This is a genomic window from Pseudoalteromonas sp. ABE4_541 (assembly GCF_056312285.1).
This window is the reverse complement of the sequence record NZ_JBSVEM010000002.1, coordinates 162,385-180,610: the sequence shown is the minus strand read 5'-3', so window position 1 is coordinate 180,610 and position 18,226 is coordinate 162,385. Positions and strand designations below refer to the sequence as shown.

The 18,226-nt window shown below is 43.4% G+C and carries 16 protein-coding genes and 1 pseudogene; 11 read left to right on the top strand and 6 right to left on the bottom strand.

Going from position 1 to position 18,226, the window contains the following annotated elements; all coding sequences use genetic code 11:
- Positions 1 to 175: 175 nt before the first annotated feature.
- Genes ACW689_RS03435 through ACW689_RS03420 form a run of 4 tightly spaced genes read left to right on the top strand, consistent with a single transcriptional unit; the run spans position 176 to position 4,407 of the window.
- A complete protein-coding gene (locus ACW689_RS03435) occupies positions 176 to 733 on the top strand; it encodes a UPF0149 family protein (protein ID WP_476288502.1) in 558 nt (185 codons plus the stop codon).
- Entirely contained in the window at positions 733 to 2,043 is a 1,311-nt protein-coding gene (gene pepP / locus ACW689_RS03430; RefSeq protein WP_476288501.1) for a Xaa-Pro aminopeptidase, read from the top strand. Before ACW689_RS03435 ends, pepP begins: the two co-directional genes overlap by 1 nt.
- A gap of 9 nt (positions 2,044 to 2,052) precedes the next feature.
- Positions 2,053 to 3,237 carry a 2-octaprenyl-6-methoxyphenyl hydroxylase gene (ubiH, locus tag ACW689_RS03425; RefSeq protein WP_476288500.1) on the top strand — a complete coding sequence of 395 codons (1,185 nt, stop codon included), beginning with the start codon at positions 2,053 to 2,055 and terminating at the stop codon, positions 3,235 to 3,237.
- Positions 3,238 to 4,407: an FAD-dependent monooxygenase gene (locus ACW689_RS03420; RefSeq protein WP_476288499.1), complete on the top strand. Its 1,170-nt coding sequence runs from the start codon at positions 3,238 to 3,240 to the stop codon at positions 4,405 to 4,407. It abuts the gene before it with no gap.
- A 42-nt stretch (positions 4,408 to 4,449) separates the two neighbouring features.
- Here the strand turns inward: ACW689_RS03420 and ACW689_RS03415 are convergent, their stop codons facing one another.
- Positions 4,450 to 5,295 (bottom strand): LysR family transcriptional regulator, encoded by an 846-nt coding sequence (locus ACW689_RS03415; RefSeq protein ID WP_476288498.1) that lies wholly within the window; start codon positions 5,293 to 5,295, stop codon positions 4,450 to 4,452.
- 131 nt (positions 5,296 to 5,426) lie between these two features.
- Here ACW689_RS03415 and ACW689_RS03410 point away from each other — a divergent pair, with 131 nt between their 5' ends.
- The 4 genes from ACW689_RS03410 (at position 5,427) to gcvP (ending at position 10,712) form a co-directional block, all read left to right on the top strand.
- Positions 5,427 to 5,999: a hypothetical protein gene (locus ACW689_RS03410; RefSeq protein WP_476288497.1), complete on the top strand. Its 573-nt coding sequence runs from the start codon at positions 5,427 to 5,429 to the stop codon at positions 5,997 to 5,999.
- A 120-nt stretch (positions 6,000 to 6,119) separates the two neighbouring features.
- The gene (gcvT, locus tag ACW689_RS03405; RefSeq protein ID WP_476288496.1) at positions 6,120 to 7,202 is read left to right on the top strand and encodes a glycine cleavage system aminomethyltransferase GcvT; all 1,083 of its coding nucleotides are present in this window, start codon (positions 6,120 to 6,122) and stop codon (positions 7,200 to 7,202) included.
- Between the two features lie 55 nt (positions 7,203 to 7,257).
- The gene (gene gcvH, locus ACW689_RS03400; protein ID WP_476288495.1) at positions 7,258 to 7,647 is read left to right on the top strand and encodes a glycine cleavage system protein GcvH; all 390 of its coding nucleotides are present in this window, start codon (positions 7,258 to 7,260) and stop codon (positions 7,645 to 7,647) included.
- A 173-nt stretch (positions 7,648 to 7,820) separates the two neighbouring features.
- Positions 7,821 to 10,712 carry an aminomethyl-transferring glycine dehydrogenase gene (gene gcvP, locus ACW689_RS03395; RefSeq protein ID WP_476288494.1) on the top strand — a complete coding sequence of 964 codons (2,892 nt, stop codon included), beginning with the start codon at positions 7,821 to 7,823 and terminating at the stop codon, positions 10,710 to 10,712.
- Positions 10,713 to 11,054: 342 nt separating this feature from the next.
- On the opposite strand, the gene ACW689_RS03390 is transcribed toward gcvP, so the two are convergent.
- Positions 11,055 to 11,795 carry a hypothetical protein gene (locus ACW689_RS03390; protein ID WP_476288493.1) on the bottom strand — a complete coding sequence of 247 codons (741 nt, stop codon included), beginning with the start codon at positions 11,793 to 11,795 and terminating at the stop codon, positions 11,055 to 11,057.
- A 206-nt stretch (positions 11,796 to 12,001) separates the two neighbouring features.
- On the opposite strand from ACW689_RS03390, the gene ACW689_RS03385 reads away from it, so the two are divergent.
- The 3 genes from ACW689_RS03385 (at position 12,002) to ACW689_RS03375 (ending at position 13,977) form a co-directional block, all read left to right on the top strand.
- Entirely contained in the window at positions 12,002 to 12,511 is a 510-nt protein-coding gene (locus ACW689_RS03385; RefSeq protein WP_476288492.1) for an REP-associated tyrosine transposase, read from the top strand.
- 181 nt (positions 12,512 to 12,692) lie between these two features.
- Complete coding sequence (locus tag ACW689_RS03380) at positions 12,693 to 12,875, top strand: hypothetical protein (RefSeq protein ID WP_476288491.1); 183 nt, start codon at positions 12,693 to 12,695, stop codon at positions 12,873 to 12,875.
- A 103-nt stretch (positions 12,876 to 12,978) separates the two neighbouring features.
- Positions 12,979 to 13,977 carry a hypothetical protein gene (locus tag ACW689_RS03375; RefSeq protein WP_476288490.1) on the top strand — a complete coding sequence of 333 codons (999 nt, stop codon included), beginning with the start codon at positions 12,979 to 12,981 and terminating at the stop codon, positions 13,975 to 13,977.
- 152 nt (positions 13,978 to 14,129) lie between these two features.
- Here ACW689_RS03375 and ACW689_RS03370 read toward each other — a convergent pair whose 3' ends face one another.
- From ACW689_RS03370 to ACW689_RS03355, 4 genes and pseudogenes are all read right to left on the bottom strand, one after another.
- Positions 14,130 to 14,438, bottom strand: coding sequence for a hypothetical protein (locus tag ACW689_RS03370; protein WP_476288489.1), 309 nt, complete (start codon positions 14,436 to 14,438; stop codon positions 14,130 to 14,132).
- A gap of 196 nt (positions 14,439 to 14,634) precedes the next feature.
- The gene (locus ACW689_RS03365; RefSeq protein ID WP_476288488.1) at positions 14,635 to 16,461 is read right to left on the bottom strand and encodes a hypothetical protein; all 1,827 of its coding nucleotides are present in this window, start codon (positions 16,459 to 16,461) and stop codon (positions 14,635 to 14,637) included.
- 388 nt (positions 16,462 to 16,849) lie between these two features.
- The gene (locus tag ACW689_RS03360) at positions 16,850 to 17,350 is read right to left on the bottom strand and encodes a hypothetical protein (RefSeq protein WP_476288487.1); all 501 of its coding nucleotides are present in this window, start codon (positions 17,348 to 17,350) and stop codon (positions 16,850 to 16,852) included.
- Between the two features lie 562 nt (positions 17,351 to 17,912).
- A pseudogene (locus ACW689_RS03355) lies at positions 17,913 to 18,185 on the bottom strand (TonB-dependent receptor domain-containing protein); the annotation flags it as partial.
- Positions 18,186 to 18,226: the final 41 nt, after the last annotated feature.

Below are 18,226 nucleotides of genomic sequence, written 5' to 3'. Positions count from 1 at the left end.
CTCTACAAGCTTAAACCATAAATCAAAAAATCTTGTTCGTTCGCTAGGTTTTTGTACGCCAATGATAGTTAACTGAGCAGAGTGCATGATTTTTAATCCATAGGATACAATTGCTTGGAGTTGCTATACTTGCAGTGTTAGCATAAAGCCATACACCGCGAGAAAAGTTACTTAAATGAGCGAATTAAAAGACTATACACAAGCACAGCTTTTGCTTGAAAAACACGATATTTATGTTGCCCCTGCTGAAGTGCATGGCGCTATCAGCGGCCTCTTGGCTTGTGGCTTAAATATTGAGGAAAAAGAATACTTAGGGCTACTGAGCGACGTATTTAATGAAGGGCAAAGCTTTAGTGAAGCGCTCAAGCAGTTTTTTGCCGCAATGTATAAACATGTCGTAGAGCACTTTAATGATAGCGAGTTTCATTTTGAGCTATTTTTGCCAAGTGAAGATGAATCTCTCGTGGATCAAGCAAATGCTTTGGTGGCTTGGGTATCCGGATTTTTGCTCGGTTTTGGCTTAAAGAAAAAAGACTACGGTAAGCTTTCTGCTGATGTTAAAGAAGTGATCGGTGACTTTACTGAAATTACCAAGCTAGATACACACTTTGACGATACAGAAGAAGATCAACAGGCATTTCACGAAATCGTAGAGTATATCCGTGTATCTGCATTGCTTTGCTTCGCGGAGATGGGTAAAGATACTTCAACACCTTCAAAGACCATACACTAATGATTGACACTAAAGAATTCTTAGCGCGCCGTGTGCGCTTGCTTGAACAGTTAGATAAAAATGCTGTGGCAATTATTCCTGCTGCAGTGGAGCTGACCCGCAGTCGGGATACCGAGTTTCCATTTCGTCAAGACAGTGATTTTTTCTACCTAACAGGTTTTAAAGAGCCTGATGCGGTTTTGGTTTTATGTAAAGACAAAGAAGAAAACGTTCAAAGCCACTTATTTTGTAGGAATAAAGATAAAGTAGCTGAGATCTGGCACGGTCGCCGCGTTGGTTTCGAACAAGCGAAAGCGCAGTACTTATTTGATCACACCTATCCGTTGAGCGAGCTCGATGAACAGCTTGCATTGCTCGTGAATACCAAACGAGTACTTTATTATGGTCAAGGTACCTACAGTGCATTTGATGACAAAGTATGGTCGTTATTAAATATGTTACGGGGCGCTCCTAAAAAAGGTTACCGTGCACCGGAGATCATTAAGGATATTCGCCCACTCGTACATGAAATGCGTTTGTTTAAATCAGATGCTGAAATAGCGGTGATGCGTAAAGCGGCGCAAATCAGTTGTGAGGCACATAAAAGAGCCATGCGTTTTGCCAAAGTCGGCGCAACTGAATATCAACTGGAAGCTGAAATTCATCACCACTATGCAATGCAAGGTGCTCGCCATCCTGCATACGGTACAATTGTAGGCTCAGGTAACAATGCCAATATTTTGCATTACACCGAAAATAGCGATGAGCTTAAAGACGGTGACTTAGTGTTGATTGATTCAGGCTGTGAACTAGAAGGGTATGCGGCGGACATTACTCGTACTTTCCCTGTTTCAGGCCAATTTTCTGAGCCACAAAAACAGATATATGAATTAGTGTTACAAGCTCAACAGGCGGCTTTTGCGCATGTTAAACCTGGCGGCACTTTAGTTGAAGCAAATAAAGCAGCAATGAAAGTAATGACCAAAGGTTTGATCCAGCTCGGTATTTTGGCTGGCGATTTAGATACACTGATGGAAAGTCAGGCATGTAAAGCGTTTTATATGCATGGTCTAGGTCATTGGCTTGGTTTAGATGTACATGATGTGGGTGAATATAAATTGGATGAAGCTGACCGTCCATTTGAACCGGGTATGGTGCTGACGATTGAACCGGGTCTTTACTTTGATGAAGATGCGCAAGTTCCCGAGCAATTTAAAGGCATTGGTATTCGCATTGAAGACGATTTACTGGTAACTAAAGCGGGATTTGAGAACTTAACTGCAGCTGTGCCAAAAACCATTGCACAAATAGAAGCGCTGATGCAACAGTAGGAGAGCGGTTTGCAGCAATTTGATATTCTCATTGTTGGTGGAGGCATGGCAGGTGCTTCCGCTGCTTTGGCGATACACAAACGGTGTCCCAAATATAAAATTGCCGTTGTTGAAGCTTTTGAGCCGATGGGTAATGTGCACCCAAGTTTTGACGACCGCAGCATTGCACTTGCAAGTCAATCGGTCACCTATTTAAGTCAACTGGGCTTGTTTAAGTCAGATTGGTCATTCACACAGCCTATAAAACAAGTACATGTGTCGGACCGAGGCCACTTCGGAAAAACGCATATTCATCATAAAGATTACCAATGTGATGCTTTAGGTTACGTTGTTGAAGTTAACCCTTATGGCGCTTTTTTGCATCAGCAGCTGCACGAAGCGGGTATCACACTGATGTGTCCAGCAATCATTAGTGACGTTGCTCAACAAGCAGAGCAAGTGAACGTTGTGTTGGGTGATGGAAAGCAGTTAAGTGCAAAACTACTCGTTATAGCCGATGGTGCTAAATCACCCACTCGAAGCATGTTAAATATTGCTTTTAATCACACTGCTTATGAACAAGGTGCGCTGATCGCCAATGTAAAAGTGCAAGGTGGGCATCAAGGACAAGCCTTTGAGCGCTTTACTGAACAAGGGCCCATGGCATTGTTGCCAATGAGTGATGACAGATATTCATTGGTTTGGTGTATGAACAGCGACAAACTTGAGCAATATCAGCAAATGAGCGAAGCACTGTTTATTGAACAATTACAGGCGGCATTTGGTTATCGAGCTGGGTTGTTTATCCAAGTGGGCGTTCGTTCTACTTACCCTTTGGTATTAGGCCGAGTAGATAAACTATTACATCACCGTACCCTTGTTATTGGAAATGCTGCTCATGCTATCCATCCTATTGCGGGCCAAGGCTTTAATTTAGGCTTACGAGATATTCAGTGTTTGGTTAAGCAATTAGCGTGTACAAATACAGATGAGCTTGGTAATTATGCATTTACGCGAAGCTATGAGTTGGCGAGAGAGAAAGACATTAACACTGTTATGACTTTAACTGACTCTTTAGTCAGGCTTTTTTCAAATTCATCAAGGTTAATGGCATTTGGGCGCAGCTGTGGTTTGTTTGCAATGGCTTTGTCTGAAGATTTAAAGGCACCGTTGGCAAAACAGCTAATGGGTCATGTGATCAAAGGAAGTAATTAAATGCAGCAAGTACAAGTTTGTATTGTGGGTGGTGGTGCAGTCGGGCTCACATTGGCCTTGGGCCTCGCACAGGCGAATATTAATGTACTCGTTATAGATAGTGGCAACGAACCTCAACCGTTGGCTGAGCAATTTGCCAATCGAGTGAGTGCCATTAGTTTAGCAAGTCAAACCCTGTTTCAGCGTTTGGGGGTATGGCAACATATCTGTGCTGCTCGTACCGCCCCCTATCATTATATGGATGTTCGAGATAAAGACAGCTTTGGTAAAATTGCATTTAATAGTAACGACTTAGATTTACCTGAGCTTGGCCATATCATTGAAAATGATGCTATTCGTTATGGTTTGTTCACTCAGCTTAAAGCAACGCCGAATGCTACTTTGGCATTTAACACGCGTTACCAAAGTATCCACCAAACCGACACCGATGTGTTGATCACCTTAGATGATGGCACACCAGTCATGGCCAAACTGTTGGTGGCGGCAGATGGCGCTAACTCTGCGATACGAGAGCAATTTAAATTACCGCTAACGTTTTGGGATTATGATCACCATGCGATAGTTGCTACCGTAAAAACTCAGTTTTCCCACGATGCTACGGCAAGGCAGGTTTTTTTGCCGACTGGCCCATTGGCATTTTTACCGTTAGCGGACGAATACTATCACTCAATTGTTTGGTCTACTTCCCCGAGTGAAGCAAAGCGGTTGATGGACTTATCGCGAGAAGATTTTAACAAAGCACTTAATGCAGCGATTGATGGGCAGTGCGGTTTGTGTGAAGTGGCTGATGACCGCGCTGTGTTTCCACTTCGCATGCGCTATGCAAAACAGTGGCTAAACAACAAAGTGCTATTAATGGGCGATGCGGCGCATACCATACATCCGTTAGCTGGGCTTGGCATGAATTTAGGCTTAAAAGATGCTGCTCTCCTTATTGATTTACTCAGTGATGGAGATGGTGAAGAGTTTGCGAGCCGAAAAACGCTCCGAGAGTATGAGCGCACGCGCAAACTTGATGCACAAAAACACATTGCGATGATGCAAGGTTTGAAAGAGCTATTTGAAGGCGCTCATCCATTGAAGAAAATGATCCGCGGTGTAGGCTTGAGCTTGGTCGATAACCTTGGACCAATTAAAAACCTATTCGCAAAAGAGGCCATTGGCAAATAACCGTTATTGTGTGAGCAACGCTTACATTGGGTTACTCATGACTTAGCTCAAACGAAGTGCGATAAATTCTGCGAGTTTATCTACCGCATGTACGGATTCAGCGGAGTTTTTCACTAAGCAAATACCTATTTGCCCAAGCTCGGGCAAATAGGCGGTGTGGCTTAGATAGTTTAAATCGGCGGGCACGGTACTTTTTGCCAGTACGGTGATCCCTAAACCTTCTTTTAGCGCGGCGATAAGCCCAGTTAAATCGGCGTTGCTGTAAATAATTCGGTGTTTAATGCCCGCTTGTTGTAGTGCTTCAATGGCGCGACGGCGATAAATACATCCCTCAGGCGCGGTAACTAAGGTAACTAGGCCTTCTTCGGCTTTAGATAAGTCGCCCACCCACACCAACTGATCTTGCATAAAAATAGGATGCTGCACGGAGTTCAGTTGTTCGTTCAGTGCTAATACTAAGTCAAACTGATCTTGTCGCGATGCTGACAGCAAATGCTTACTCAATCGGGATTTCACTTCGAGCGATACATCGGGATATAAAGATACAAAGTCGCCAATAATGGATGGCAAGATGCGGGCAGCAAACTCACTAGGTATGCCTAAGCGCACCTTACCGGTGACACTTTCTGAGGTGAACTGTTGAATAATGGCATCATTTTGCTGCAACATTTGCTTTGCCAGTGGCAGTAGCAATTCTCCATACTGATTAAGCACTTGACGTTGCCCCTGCTTTTTAAACAACTTGCAGTTGAGCATGTCTTCAAGACGCTTGACCTGTAGTGACACAGCCGGTTGTGAAAGACCGAGTAGTTCACCTGCTTTGGCAAAACCGCCTACTTCAACCACAGTTACTAAAGTACGCAAGCCATCAATGGATAAGTTCTTCATATTAATAAATACTATTTAACAAAGCTAATTACATAAGTATTATTTATCAATGGATAAATAATTACAATTTGTTGTTGGCTTTTGCCATCAATATACTCTGTGCTTATCGAAATTTAATTAAGGTGTCATCAATGACCTTTGCACCCACAATGTTTGCTAAGCACCGTCAAGGTACAACTCCTGCGCATAATTGCATGGTGGCAACCCAAAGCTTGACCGTGTTGGATTTCAGCGGCTTTGAAGCGACACCTTTTTTAAATCAGCAAATGGGTTTAAATCTCAATAAGCTGATGGCGCCAGGCCTTGGTATAAAAGGCACATTAGACAGCGGTGCAGCGTTTACCGTGTATTACTTCAGTGAGACTGCCTACCGATTTGTCGTTGAAAGCAGTGCTGTGACAAGTCTCGAGGAGTTTGTTGCCAAGCATGTAGAGGACTACGATATTGAGCTGGTGGTACGCGATGATTTAGCTATTACCACATTATCAGGTAGTCAGGCGTTTGATACCTTGATTTCTAGTTTTGAGCTAACACCGGGCTTAAGACTATCAGATGAACTTGTTTGCTACGGCAGGCAAAGCGGTGAAGTATTCGTTACCTCTTTATTAGAGGAAGGTGAGCAGCGTTATCAACTCATTGCGCAACAGCCTACACTACAAAAGTGGCAAGCTGAATTGCAAGCGCAAGGCTTTAACCTAAACTAAATCAAAATAACAAGGGCACTCTATTTTAGCGTGCCCTTGTTGCTATTGAATTAACCCCGCCTCTTAAGAGGTACAGTTCAGTAAGCGTATTTACTGAGTATTGATAAGTGAAGGACTGATATGACTTCTAAAACAGTGTTACATGCTAAGCATCTTGAAGCTGGCGCGAAAATGGTGGATTTTCATGGTTGGGAAATGCCAATCAATTATGGTTCACAAATTGAAGAGCACAACGCGGTGCGTAACGATGCAGGCATGTTCGATGTTTCTCACATGACGATTGTTGATGTTGCAGGCGATGATGCACAAGCATTTTTGCGTAAACTCGTAGCAAACGACGTTGCAAAGTTAAAAGTTCCTGGCAAAGCACTTTATACCGGCATGCTAAACGAGCAAGGCGGTGTAATTGATGACCTTATCATCTACTTCTTCTCAGAAACGAGCTATCGCCTAGTTGTAAACTCAGCAACTCGTGAAAAAGACTTAGCACACATTGCAAACGTATCTGAAGGTTATGCTGTTGAAGTCACAGAGCGTCCTGAGTACGCGATGATTGCAGTGCAAGGTCCAAACGCGAAAGCTAAAACAGCAGCAGTATTAAGCGACGAGCAACAAGCTGCGGTTGAAGGCATGAAGCCATTTTTTGGTGTTCAAGCTGGTAATCTATTTATTGCTACTACGGGTTACACCGGTGAAGATGGCTACGAAATTGTGGTACATAACGATGATGCGGCTGATCTTTGGCAAAAATTATTAGATGCGGGCGTGGCTCCTGCTGGCTTAGGTGCGCGTGATACGCTACGTTTAGAAGCGGGCATGAACTTGTACGGCTTAGATATGGATGAGTCTGTATCACCACTGGCTGCAAACATGGCGTGGACCATTGCTTGGGAGCCAGAAGATCGCGATTTCATTGGTCGTTCAGTGCTTGAGCAACAACGTGCAGACAAGAGCATCGACAAATTAGTTGGTCTAGTTTTAGAAACTAAAGGTGTACTTCGCAGTGGCTCTAAAGTTATCGTAGAAGGTGGCGAAGGTGTTATCACTTCTGGTACATTCTCGCCAACTTTAGGCTTTAGTGTTGCACTTGCGCGTGTACCGCGCTCTACAGGTGACACTGCCCAAGTTGAAATGCGCAAAAAGCTTGTTGACGTTAAAGTAGTGAAGCCTTGCTTCGTACGTAACGGCAAAGCAGTTATTTAATATTAAAAAAAGGGTGGCTTGACCACCCTAAACACCGAACCAAAGGAACAAAAAGATGAGCAACATTCCTAGCGAGTTAAAGTACGCGTCTTCACACGAGTGGGTTCGCGCTGAAGGCGATGGCACTTACACTGTAGGTATCACTGAGCACGCTCAAGAACTTCTAGGCGACATGGTATTCGTAGAATTACCAGAAGTAGACGACGAAGTAGACGCTGGTGAAGACTGTGCAGTAGCTGAGTCGGTTAAAGCGGCTTCGGATATTTACGCACCAATTACAGGCACTATCGTTGCTATCAACGAAGAGCTAGAAGACTCACCTGAAACGGTTAACAACGACGCATACGGCGACGGCTGGTTATTCCGTATTAAAGCTTCTGATGAGTCAGAGCTTGAAAATCTTCTAAGCGCTGAAGATTACGCTAACACTATCGACGAAGACTAATCGTTTTACGTCTGTTTAAAGGCCCCATTTATTGGGGCTTTTATTGTTATCGTAGAAATTTTTTTGGCCCATGTGCCATATCGCATGGGCTGATTTAGTTTTGTTACTCTGCCGTTACCAAGGCCATTTGTGACAAACACACTTTTTAATTTGGATCATAGGAATCTGGACTAATGTCAAACGCCAAATCTCTTGAACAGTTAGAGCAAAAGCAAGATTTTATTCGTCGCCATATCGGCCCAAGCCCGGCGCAAGTAACTGACATGCTAAACGCTCTTGGGGTATCGAGTGTTGAAGAGCTGATCGGTCAAACTGTACCTGCGGCTATCCGTTTAGAGCAAGGGTTAAACATCGGTGAAAGCCGTACTGAAGTTGAAACGCTTAGCTACCTAAAATCAGTTGCAAGCCAAAACAAAGTATTCAAGTCGTACATCGGTCAGGGTTATCACCCAACGCATGTACCAAACGTGATTTTACGTAACGTACTTGAAAACCCAGGTTGGTACACGGCATACACTCCATATCAGCCAGAGATCGCACAAGGCCGTTTAGAATCATTACTAAACTTCCAGACTCTTACGATTGATTTAACAGGCTTAGACCTAGCATCTGCTTCACTACTTGATGAAGCAACTGCAGCGGCAGAAGCAATGGCGCTAGCTAAGCGTGTTGCAAAAGCGAAAAAAGCCAACATCTTCTTTATTGCTGATGACGTACACACGCAAACGATTGACGTCGTAGCAACGCGTGCCGAGCAGTTTGGTTTTGAAGTGGTAGTCGGTCCTGCGGTTGACGCTGCAAACCATGACATTTTTGGTGCATTATTCCAGTACCCAAGCACAACGGGTGAGGTAGTTGATGTACAAGAGCTAATCGCTCAAGTACAAAGTAAAAAGGCGATTGCCTGTGTTGCTGCGGATATCATGAGCTTAATGCTACTTAAAGCGCCGGGCAAACTAGGTGCCGACGTAGTGCTTGGTTCTGCACAGCGCTTTGGTGTGCCTATGGGCTATGGTGGTCCTCACGCGGCCTTCTTTGCAACACGTGACGCATACAAGCGTTCACTACCAGGTCGTATCATCGGTGTATCAAAAGACCGTTTAGGTAACGATGCGCTACGTATGGCAATGCAAACACGTGAGCAGCACATCCGTCGTGAAAAAGCCAACTCAAACATTTGTACAGCGCAAGTATTGCTAGCCAACATGGCCGCATTCTACGCGGTGTATCACGGTCCACAGGGCCTTAAAACAATTGCTCAGCGCATTAACCGCCTTACAAGCATCCTAGCGACAGGCCTTAAGTCTAAAGGCGTTGCGCTAAAACACGATACTTGGTTCGACACGCTAACGGTTGTAGCTGATAACAAAGACGACGTAATCGCACGCGCATTAGCGGCAGAAGTGAACTTTGCAACAAACCACGCTGGTGAATACTCAATCTCTGTAAACGAAACAACCACACGTTCTGATGTAGCACAGCTGTTCGACATCGTGCTTGGCGAAGGTCACGGCCTAGACGTTGATGCACTAGATGTACAAGTTAGCAAAGACGACATCACAGGTATTCCTGCAAGCCTCGTTCGCGATGACGAAATTTTAACGCATCCTAACTTCAACTCGTACCACAGCGAGACTGAAATGTTGCGTTACATCAAGCGCCTTGAAAATAAAGACTTGGCGCTTAACCACTCAATGATCTCATTAGGTTCATGTACCATGAAGCTAAACGCGACCGCTGAGATGATCCCTGTAACTTGGCCTGAGTTTGCAGAGCTACACCCGTTCTGCCCACTTGATCAAGCCCAAGGCTACCAAGTGATGATCAACGAGTTGCATGACTGGTTGGTAGACATCACAGGTTACGATGCAGTTTCACTACAACCTAACTCAGGTGCACAAGGTGAATACGCGGGTCTTATCGCAATTCGTAAATATCACGAATCACGTGGCGAAGGTCACCGTAACATCTGTTTGATCCCAAGTTCAGCGCACGGTACTAACCCTGCGTCTGCACAAATGGCCAGCATGAAAGTTGTGGTGGTTGGCTGTGATAAGAACGGTAACATTGATATGGAAGACCTACGTGCGAAAGCCGCTGACGTATCAGAAAACCTATCTTGTATCATGGTGACTTACCCGTCTACACACGGTGTTTACGAGCAAACCATCAAAGAAGTGTGTGACATTGTTCACCAGCACGGTGGTCAGGTTTACATGGACGGCGCAAACATGAACGCGCAGGTGGGTGTAACAAGCCCAGGTTCAATCGGCTCTGACGTATCGCATCTTAACCTACACAAAACTTTCTGTATTCCACACGGTGGCGGTGGCCCAGGTGTTGGTCCTATCGGTGTTAAGTCACACCTTGCGCCATTTATGCCTAACCACAGCGTGATCAACGTTGCGGGTACAACAGAAGGTAACGGTGCAGTTTCAGCAGCACCTTACGGCTCAGCGGCAATCCTACCTATCTCTTGGGCATACATTGCTATGATGGGCAGCGAAGGCTTAAAGCAAGCAACAGAAATGGCGATTGTGAACGCTAATTACCTAACTGAAAAACTAAGTGAGCATTACCCAATCTTGTACCGTGGTCAAAACAACCGCGTGGCGCACGAGTGTATTGTTGACTTACGTCCAATCAAAGAAGCCTCTGGCATCACTGAAATGGATGTGGCGAAGCGTCTGCAAGACTACGGCTTCCACTCACCAACTATGTCGTTCCCAGTAGCGGGCACCTTGATGATTGAGCCAACGGAATCTGAGTCTAAAGTTGAAATTGACCGTTTCATCGAAGCGATGGTGTCAATTAAGGGCGAAATCGACAAGATCATCTCTGGCGAGTGGTCAATCGAAAACAACCCATTAGTATTTGCACCACACACCCAAGCCGACGTACTTGGCAACGAATGGGACCGTGCATACGACCGCTTCTACGCGGCATTCCCAGTCGCAAGCGTAGCAAAAGACAAATTCTGGCCAACGGTAACTCGTATCGATGACGTATACGGCGACCGTAACCTAATTTGTTCATGCCCAGCGGTTGAAACTTACGCAGAGTAAGGGTTGGGTAAAAGCTGAATGTAGATAAAGTTTGGCTTTTATTAGAATTTAAAAACCGCCTTGTGAAAGCAAGGCGGTTTTTTTGTGGTTGGTGCAAAGGATTAACGGCAGCGAACGTAGTGAGTGCGTTTCCTTTACGCAGGTGCAATTAAGTGTAAGAGGTTAGCGACTTGAGCGAAGCGATTACGTTCTTTTTACGCAGGGTGCAACGAGATAGTTTAACGACTGTTACGAGAACCTCCTCTGTCGGATGGCGGCGCTGCGCGCCTTATACCGACCTACGAGTTTGATGTGTAGGTTGGAAAAGCCGAAGGCGCCTTCCGACGATTAGAAGTTACATTGTCATAAAGAGCCACTCTCATACGGTTCATCTTGTTCAGGTACAGTTAGTTTGAAATCTTTCATATCTATAGCATGCGCATATTTTTTGATAATCTGTTTTGCTTTTGCATAATTATCGCCGTGGTTTGTGCTTCTTAATATATGAATATCCTTATCCAATTGAACTCCATCTACTTTTTCACCAAAGTTTGAGGCAAGCATCATTACTTTAGCTATCAATGAGTCAACGTCGCTTTTCGCTTTCAATACTCTTTCCCTAAAGATAGGAACAAGCGCTTCACTGTACTTATTTATACTAGCTAAATCGGCTTCAGAATAACGGGGAGAGTTGATATTTACTCCAATAGATTGAAAGAAGCTCTTTGCGCCATCTTTGTCTTTAACGCCGAATTTTTTCTTGTCTCCTACTTGTTTTTTTCGGAGATCTTGATAGATGGCTAACGAATTGTTTGTACGATTAATGATAAGTTGATGATGAAAAATAGCAGCGAGAGTTTCTAGAAAGTCGGTTGCTTTTTGGTGGGCTTCTTTGTCTAACCAGTTTTTGCTGGTGATGTAGGCAGCAGCCACAAGTAAGAATGTAAAATACGCAATCAATGCGGTACCTAGGGCTACAAGCATATCACTGACACTACCCCAATGGCCATTCTGTACATGGGTATCATAGAAGCAAATAGACCCAAGGATAAGAATGGCGAAAATAATGAAAGACCCTATCGAAATACCAATAAACTTTTTCATCCAGTCCTCTGATTTAATTGTATTATTAATTCTAGTGTAGGTTGGTAAAGCCGAAGGCGCCTTCCAAAAAAGGTGTAAAGGGTTTGCGATTAGGCTCTTTTTAAGCAAGGCACAATGGGCCCATTTAACCATTGCTAAGGGACTCTCAATCGTCGGATGGCGCTTCGCTTATCCGACCTACAAAAAAGCAATCACAAGGAGGTGGTATGCGGTATCGGCGCAATTATGTGGCGGGTGGCACGTATTTTTTCACGGTGAATTTGTTAAACCGCAACAGCGCATTGCTGGTGGAGCATATTGATGTTTTGCGGGAGTCTGTGCGTTGGGTGAAACATCGGCAGCCGTTTGATATTAATGCTTGGGTGGTGTTGCCCGATCATCTGCATGCGGTGTTGACCTTACCTGATGATGATCATGACTACTCTAACCGTTGGCGTGAGATCAAAAAGCGTTTTTGTAAATCATTACCAAAAACAGAACGGCTAACAGATTCACATAAACGAAAAGGCGAGCGGGGTATTTGGCAACGACGTTTTTGGGAACATACCATCCGCGGTGAACGTGATTATTGGCACCATGTTAATTACGTTCATTTTAACCCCATGAAACATGGTTTGGTAAACCGTATTATTGATTGGCCGTATTCGAGTTTTCATAATGCGGTAGCGCAGAGGATGTATGAGCCAAACTGGTGTGGTGAGGGGTTAAAATTGTAGATTGGAAAAGCCAAAGGCGCCTTCCAACGGGAATGTAAAGGGTTAACGACAGCGAGCGAAGTGAGTATGTTTCCTTTATACAAGGTATAAAGAGCCCGTTTAACCATTGATAAGGGACTCACCATCGTCGGATGGCGCTTCGCTTATCCGACCTACAATAAAGCAATCACAAGTAGGTGATATGCGGTATCGGCGCAATTATGTGGCGGGTGGCACGTATTTTTTCACGGTGAATTTGTTACACCATAACAGCGCATTGCTGGTGGAACATATTGATGTCTTGCGGGAGTCGGTGCGTTGGGTGAAACATCGACAGCGGTTTTATATTAATGTTTGTGGTGAGCAATTAAAGCTTAAGTTATAACTTGAAAAAACCGAAGGTACCTGTCAATAATTGCTTTAGGGTTTTGCCAGAGAGCACTATGCTTATTTAAGCCAAGGAACAGATTAAAAACAAGAGAGCGGAAATGGAATCTTTACTAAATATATTTGAACCGATATTAGAAAGTTATGAGGTTTTGGGTATCGGGATCACGCTGATTTTGGGTTTTTTAACTCAGTTCTTCCCTATTACTAAAGAGGTTAACACCGCAGATGGTGACACTAAAAGACGGCTCACTCCTTGGGGTTGGAGTGTTGTTCCTTTAATGGTGGTTTCAACGCTTTTGGCCGTGAAGGCACACATAGAGGGCGAACAAAAAAAAGACCAAACTAGTTCCGAAGAAACAGAACGAGATAAAACAATGCGGTTGTTAATTTTAAACAATGGTATTGAGTCTAGAAAACATCTTGAAGAGAAGTTGGCTATGACTGAAAACAACATTGCGATGCTTGAAAGTCACACCAATGCTGTGTTGCAAAGGTTAATTGGCATGAGTGAAGCGGTTAGTAAATTAGCCAATCAAACAAACACGGAGAAAGAAAGTGGCGAGAATGAAGAGGCACTAAAAACTTTGGTTGCGCAAGCTAATAAAAATAAAGAACTGCTTGAGCAACTTAAAAAAGCTAACACTGCGCCTGATAAGTACAACTATGTGGCACAATATACATCATTTGATATTTCTAAGTGTGTGAACTCACAAACCAAGGGAATCTATTGGGACTTGGCGATTAATGGGTCGCAATTTGATGTGGTACAGCCGAGCGAGGCTAAGGCTACATTGAATAATAATAACGGAGCAAAGCAGTTTGCAATTAAACAAAATGCGGCCATTGAAGTAAAAGACGTGGTATCCGCATCACAGCAGTTTTTATTTTCTGGATATATTAGAGAGTATACAGGGCGCAGTTTTTTTAAACGCAATTATTTGTATCGATATCCTAGTACATTTAATCAGATAGTGCATTTCAATATGCCTGATAAACCCAGTGGTGAGCCTGTTGAGCAGTTGGTACCAATAAATTTAATCGCTGATGATTCGTGCCAAATTAAACTTATGGCAAAAATCACACGCACCAAGTTGTAGGGGATGTGGCCTGCCAACAAAGTGCTAAGGGCTAAACTTGAGCGAAGCGATGACACTCAATTTACGTAAGGAGATAGCGTTATTTTAACAACCTCAAGTAACGCCCCTTTAGGATGGCTAAACCGCCTACGAACTAGCCGGCCTACAGCACTTTAATCCTCAGGCCCTTGCAACGTAAACGTTAAGTGCTTGCGCATGTCTTTTAAAATCACGCCTTTTTTGAGCATCGCGGCGCTTAAACGTTTTTGCCATTTGAGTAAATCGGGTTTGGCGGCCTCTAAAGTTTGCTCATCTTCAAACTGAAAACACAAAAGCAATGAACCTGGGAACAGGTGATACTCCACATCAAACCAGCATTGCATCATACCAGGGATCTCGCTACGGGCTTGCTCTTCGAGCATATCGGCGACATTGAGTACCAAATTTTGTTGTTTTTGTTGAACTTTGGAGAGCTTCTTCATGAGTGTTCCAAATTAACGGCTAAATACAGCGACAAAGGTGAATTATAACCGAGCACTTGAAGGTGTGGAAAGTAGTAGGTTGGAAAAGCCGAAGGCGCCTTCCAACAAAGGGGCAAAGGGTTAGACGAAGACGCTGTTAAAGAAAGAAGCTGCATTAACAGCTTCTTTCAATTTTGAAGCAACTTAATAGATGACGTTAGTCACGCTTATCTAACTCAATTGTGTATATTCTTTGTGGAGCGTAAAAGGTGTAAACAATGGCAAGATGCGAGTCTATTAGCTCAATATAAATATCACCATCTGCGAAAATCTCCCACGCAAAATCGTTTGTGACCAGATAGGCTTCATCTGTGCCTAGTAACCACAACTGCCCCCTTGATTTTATTGATTCATTTTCACCAACATATACCAATAGAAAGCCCTGATGAGCATGGATAGGTGTGATCTGTTTGGCAGGTTGACCTTGTGCGTACTTAAGTTCAAGCAACGAATTGTTGTAGTTTATATAGATGGGAGACTGCGTATTTAGGCGTTTTTTAAGTTGCGCTTCATTTTGCACTTTATCACCCTGTCGTAAATATTCGAGTGTTGCAAATTCCACAACTCGGTTTTTTTCCTCATTTACCTTGAGTGTTTGCTCATGTTTTTTGCCTGCAATAAGCAGCTTAAGATCACCGCCAATCCAGTCAGGGGAAAGCTTGTTAAGCTCAGTGGTGTCAAATGCGTTTGACGAGCCCTGTTGTGCAAATTGGTTTATCCCATCGGAATTACTGACGAGCAAGTACTGATTTTCATTGTGCTGCCATAGGGTGGCACTTGTGACATCGGCAAGCGTTGTAATTGCCCCGTCGCGTTCTGCCAAAAGTCCATCTAAGTTATTGACGACTAACTGGTTGTTAATATCAAAACCGAGAGCATAATTGTTGTTGTCAAACTTAAAAAGTGGGGTGGATGCTGGGCTAACAATCGCACTGCTTAACGGTTGAGCATGAATATCGCCGTCTTCAAAGGTAACATAGGACAATTGTTGCGGGTCATGTTTATCGGCAGTAACAAGATAGGCGTTGTCATTGTTGTGTATGATATCGCTCACAATGATTTGTTCAACGTCGGTTTCACGCTCACCTTTGTAAAAATTGACACTTTCCCAAGTTCCTTCGACCAATTTATGGATTTGGTTGTGAGTGTAAGACAGGGCATATAATGTATCACCATTAACCAGTAAACTGCTTGCGTTAATATTATACTGTTGGAAATTACTGCCATCGATTGCCAAGATAGAATGCAGGTTATTTGTTACTTCGGCGGACTCGATAAACCAAATTTTATCTTTAAACCATAGGTAGTACGGAGAGATTGCGATCCGTTCTCCAGTTACTTCTTTGCTATCGAAAATAAGCTTTTTATGGTCTTTGTTATATACCTTGAATAGCTTTCTGTCAGAGTAAGCCACGCTGTAAGGTGTGCATTTAAAACCAGTTACACCTTGTGCTTCACTTGCTTCACAATCTTGTGGCCCACCAAAAGATACAATTTCATAGTCGCTTGATGGCGTTTGTTTTACCGTATGTATGTTGTCCGCGAGTGTAAATGTTTCTTCACCATATTTAACAGTAATGGGGTACATCAGCTCAGTTGCTTGTGTAAATGCAATATACCCATCATTGAGTTCACAGCTGATAGTATATCGGTAACTTGTCTCACTTGTGTTTGTTAGTGTGCCGCCACAAGTCATATTGTTTGGTGTGTTATTGAGCGTTGGTTCTTCGAACTTGGTAGCGTGCTTTGAAAGCGTCACTGCCTCACTGTTAGCCAAAGATAGAGTTGTTCCCATCCAAGAGATAGCGGTACCTTTTGCTAAAAAGTTAGACTCGATGTTTAAGGTATAGCCGGTCTCTTTGTTTGACTCAGCGCCAAGTTGCGTATTTGCGTCAGTTTGCGTGTTCGTTTCTGTTGAAGAAGAGCCACCGCATCCATTCAAAAGTATCGCCAATACGCCAACAAGCAATGTTCTATTTTGCAAAATAATTCTCCTATTCTTATTTGCATGCAATGGTGTGTTTTAGAGTAAATACACCAGGGGCGCGGATAGTAGCGTGTAGATATATGGTACGCAAATTAAACAGGTTTAAAATCACTCAAAATTAGATGGGTTCACTAAAAAGTACGATAAAGCGCTACTTTATTTGTTTTTAAAATGATCTTTTTGGTTCTTTAGTATGATTTTATAAGGTTCGGAACGACTAAGTTCATACTTAAGGTGCGTTAATTGAACAGCGCTTTTGTAAGGTTTACTTGTTGTACAGCTGAGTTGAACATTTGGTTTTTTGTTAGAAAAATAACACGACATTATTTGTTAAATCGGTACAAAGCCAAAGGGGAAGGGTTAAAAAAGAAGTGAGTAGCAGTACCTAATTTGAGCTTACTGTCACAGTAATGGTGTCGGAATAAGTGCCAGCGTCGTCTAAACCACTTGTTTGTGGTGTTATTTTAAGCGAAGTTTCTTTCGTGTCACCTGACAGGCCAGTGCCTGCTGCGGTTGCAAGATGGGTATATGCGCCTGCTTGCAAGTCAATATCGGCGGTATCACCAATATTCAGTGTATAAGCAAGTTTGCTCCTTTGAGCATTGTCAGAAACTAAATAACCCCCATTGGCTGATGTGTACTGCGTGGTGGCATTTTGTCCAGTGTTACACCAAACATTTAGTACGCCAATTTCTTGAGTTTGCGCTGTCGCATCAAGGTTTAACCCGCTTATATTATTGGCGCCACTATTTGTTTTACATGCGGGTTCAACGGTACCTTCAAATGAAAACTTAGCTTCGTTACTTGCAACGTCAGTTACCGCTGCTAAGCAAGGCAGAGCAGTAGCAAGTGAGATGGTCAGTAGCGATTTCATTAGAGTGTTCATGGCGTCCTCCTGCCATTAAGTACAGCACTTGTATTCTAATTTGCAAGGTATAAAGAAACAATCAGTCAAAAGTCCTGCTTCACATCATTAATTTGTGTGATTGTTGAGCTTTATGAAGTGAATGGAGGCTGGTTAGTCACAAAACTAGAGTAGCGGTTTAATACCTATAATTAATAGATAAAAAAATACTGAACCCTTCGCGAGCGGGTAGGGTGTTTAGAGGGTAAAACACAGGCGTATCATTGGGTTGATAAACGTTTTCATTTAAGAGATTTTTCAACTCAAGCGATAGATTTAACTTGTCATCATTAAGCACAAACTTGCGCGTAACTTTGAGCGTTAGCCAATCGTAGCCATTGGCGGGTGGATTGACTAACTCTCGGTTTGAGTCAAACTAAATGTTGTCGTGATACTTTGAATAACTGAGCAAGTAAGTGCCAATTTGCCATTGAGTATCGTGATAGGCTAACCCCATCTTAATGCTGTTGTTGGGTGATAAATTAGTATTGTGAGTATTTGCTTTGTCTTTATTGCGCTGGTGGCTGGCGGACAACTCCGCATACTAATTTGCAGCGAGCTGGTGTTTATACTCAAACTCAACACCATATGAAGAAATTTCCCCACTATTTTTATTTTCTAGTGCGAAGTTAGGATCGTCTGAAGGCCTGAGTAAGATCAAATCATGCTCTTTACTTCTATACATCGTGGCCGTGAAAAGTCGCTCAGCGGTTTGATAGAAAAGCTGTGCTTCTATTGTGTTTATGGTTTCCGAGTTTAAATCAGGCGTCCCTTTTTGAATGCCCGGTGTTTCAATTGTGCGTTCGCCAGAAGACGGGTGCCGAAATGCTTAAGCGTGACGCAACTTAATACTCCACT